Source organism: Streptosporangium sp. NPDC005286 (assembly GCF_040607515.1).
Classification (GTDB): Bacteria; Actinomycetota; Actinomycetes; order Streptosporangiales; family Streptosporangiaceae; genus Streptosporangium.
In genome coordinates this window covers 1-3,132 of record NZ_JBEXGU010000361.1, presented here as the reverse complement: position 1 = coordinate 3,132, position 3,132 = coordinate 1, and the positions used below count along the sequence as shown (strand labels likewise).

Sequence of the window (3,132 nt, the reverse complement as noted above, 5' to 3'; positions counted from 1 at the left end):
GGGGCCCGGGCCCCCCGGCGGGGGGGCCCCCGCCCCCCGCGCGCGCCCCGCCCCCCGCGCTCGCGCGAGGCCCCCCGCGGCCGCTCCCTTTTCACCGGGCCGCGGTGGCGCGACGGGGACGCTGCAAGAGGAACAGGACAAGGGCGATCAGCGTGGTGGCCCCGCCGGCGGCGGTGAAGGCGTCGTAGGAGCCGCGCGGCACGAACGCGGCGCCGGCCGGAATCGTCGCGACGATGCCGAACACCGCGCTGCTCACCGACATGCCGACGGCGCGGGCCAGCGCGTTGATCCCGTTCGTGACGCCGATGTTCGCCTCCGGCGTGACCTGAAGGATCAGCGCGGGCAGGTTCGCCAGGACCATGGAGTTGCCGGCCGAGACGACGGCGATGACGCAGACGAGCACCCACAGCGATCCGTGCCCCAGCGGGATCTGGGCCGCGAACCCGGTGGCGGAGACCGCGCAGCCCAGTGCGATCGTCACCCGAGGGGTGACGATCGCGCTCAGCCTGGCCGACAGCGGCGCCACCGCCGCCGACAGCAGCCCTCCGGGCAGCAGACACAGACCGGTCATCAGCACCGACAGCCCGTGCCCGTAACCGGTCGACACCGGCGCCTGGAGGCGTCCGACGATCCCGAGGAAGTTCGCGAACAGCGCGAAACCAATCAGGATCGACCCTCCGTTGATAGCGGCGGAGGAGCGGCTCACCGCCGCCTTGAGGTCGATGAGCGGAGCATGGCGGCGAAGCTCCACCAGGGTCAGCAGGCACCCGGACACCAGCGCCACGAGGAAGGACGCGATGGTCAGCGTGTTCGTCCAGCCCCACTCGCCGCCACGGTCGAGCCCGACCAGCAGGGCGACGATGAAGCAGGTGAGCAGCACCGCACCGGGGAAGTCGATCCGCTGCGCGCGCTCGCGCCGGGGCGGCGCCGGGACCGCCAGCAGCAGGGCGGCCACCGCGACCACACCCGCGAACGCCGAGACGGCGAACAACCCGTGGAAGCCCCACAACCGGGAGGTCAGCCCGGCGGCCGGCAGCCCGAGCGCGCCGCCGACCCCCATCATCGCGCTGACGGAGGCGATGGCGGAGGCACGGCGGTTCGGCTCCAGGACCACCCCCACCAGGCTCATCCCGAGCGGGATCGTCGCGCTGGAGATCCCCTGGAGCGCCCGCCCGGCGATGAGGACGCCGATGTCGTCGCTCATCACGCACATCAGGGACCCGAGGATCATCGCGCCGAGCGCCACGATCATCATCCTGCGCATCCCGAACTGGTCACCCAGCCTGCCCAGCACCGGATGCGACACCGCGCCGGCGATGACCGTCGCGGTGACCAGCCAGGTGGCGACGGAGGGCGTGACCCCCAGGCGGCCGGGCAGTTCGGGCAGCACCGGGACGACCAGCGTCTGGTTGAGCGTGGTCACCAAGGTCGCGAAGGCGACGACGAGGACCACCCGCAACGGGTGCTTCACCACGGTGGGGGCCGGATCCGGAGCGCGTGTCGAATCCCCGCTGCCGGGCCCGGTCAAGATCTGGTGAGTGGTCATATCGGCCTTCGGTCTCCTTCGTTCGCCCGGATCGAGCGATTTCCCTCGCCCGCATCGGTCGATCCCACGGTGTCGGCGCCCTGGGTGCCCCACAACTCGTCCTCCCGGCGAGCGGGACGGGCTTTCTCACCGCTCGATCTCGACGGGGGACCGGAGACCGAAGAGCGGTGTTTCGCGGAACGCGTTGCCGTGACTTGCGAAACGAGGTCCCGGTCAGTGGGAAAGGGGCGGTGTCGCACATCGTCGGCTTCGCATGATGAGGATCCCGCGGGCAGGAAGATTCGGCCCGGGCGCATTGGACGGCAAGGGAGACTTCATGACGTCGCTACACACCGCCGGTGACGACGAGATTCGAGTGATCGAGGCGGCCCCACCTCCGACCCGTTATGCCCGGGGCTGGCACTGCCTGGGCCTGGCGAACGAGTTCAGGGACGGCAAGCCGCACAAGATCGAGGCATTCGGCACCAAGCTGGTGGTGTTCGCCGACAGCACCGGCAAGCTGAACGTCCTCAACGCCTACTGCCCTCACATGGGCGGCGACCTCAGCCAGGGGGAGGTCAAGGGCGACGCGATCGCCTGCCCCTTCCACGACTGGCGCTGGGCGGGCAACGGCCGGTGCACCAGCATCCCGTACGCCCGCCGGGTGCCGCCGCGGGCACGCACCCGGACGTGGCTGGCCCTGGAGCGCAACGCACAGCTGTACGTCTGGCACGACCCGCAGGGCAACCCACCCCCGCCGGAGGTGACGATCCCGGAGATCGCCGGTGTGGGCACGTCGGAGTGGACCTCCTGGACGTGGAACCGGATCAAGATCGAGGGCTCCAACTGCCGGGAGATCGTCGACAACGTGGTCGACATGGCCCACTTCTTCTACATCCACTACGCGTTCCCGACGTACTTCAAGAACGTCTTCGAAGGGCACATCGCCGCGCAGGACATGAACAGCCGGGCCCGGCCCGACGTCCAGCTCGGCACGAACTACTCCGGTGAGAAGACCGACGGGCGTTCGGAGTCGGCGTACTACGGCCCGTCATACATGATCGACTACCTGTGGAACACCGTGGGGGGACAGACGGTCGAGTCCGTCCTGATCAACTGCCACTACCCGGTGTCGCCGACCAGCTTCGTGCTCCAATGGGGCGCGATGGTCAAGAAGCCCCAGGGCGTCTCTGACGACGAGGCGCAGGCGATGGCGGCGGGCTTCGCGGCCGGCGTGGAGACGGGCTTCCTGCAGGATGTGGAGATCTGGAAGAACAAGGCCAAGATCGACAATCCGCTGCTGTGCGAGGAGGACGGCCCGGTCTACCAGCTACGCCGCTGGTACGAGCAGTTCTACGTCGATGTCGAGGACGTCACCCCGGAGATGACCCAGCGGTTCGAGTTCGAGATCGACACCGAGCGGGCCAACCAGTTCTGGCAGAAGGAGGTCGACGACAACATCGCCAACGGCCGGATCGTCACCTCGGCTCCGGCCTAGCCCGTCCCGGCCGATCGGCCGGGTCCGTACGGAGGGGGCCCCTAGCCACAGATCGGAATAGAACACCTATGAACTCAAGTCAAACAACAAAACGACGGGGTATGCGGGG

Annotated in this window: 2 protein-coding genes; one reads left to right on the top strand and one right to left on the bottom strand. The window is 69.2% G+C overall.

Annotated features, from left to right (window positions below; translation table 11 throughout):
* Positions 1–91: 91 nt before the first annotated feature.
* Complete coding sequence (locus tag ABZU75_RS46010) at positions 92–1,546, bottom strand: MFS transporter (RefSeq protein ID WP_355569774.1); 1,455 nt, start codon at positions 1,544–1,546, stop codon at positions 92–94.
* A 316-nt stretch (positions 1,547–1,862) separates the two neighbouring features.
* On the opposite strand from ABZU75_RS46010, the gene ABZU75_RS46005 reads away from it, so the two are divergent.
* On the top strand, positions 1,863–3,023 hold the full coding sequence (locus ABZU75_RS46005; RefSeq protein ID WP_355569771.1) for a Rieske 2Fe-2S domain-containing protein: 1,161 nt from the start codon (positions 1,863–1,865) through the stop codon (positions 3,021–3,023).
* Positions 3,024–3,132: the final 109 nt, after the last annotated feature.

Bases quoted from the DNA above. Each gene is read 5' to 3' on its own strand.
- ABZU75_RS46010 (WP_355569774.1), bottom strand. From the start codon at position 1,546: ATGACCACTCACCAGATCTTGACCGGGCCCGGCAGCGGGGATTCGACA.
- ABZU75_RS46005 (WP_355569771.1), top strand. From the start codon at position 1,863: ATGACGTCGCTACACACCGCCGGTGACGACGAGATTCGAGTGATCGAG.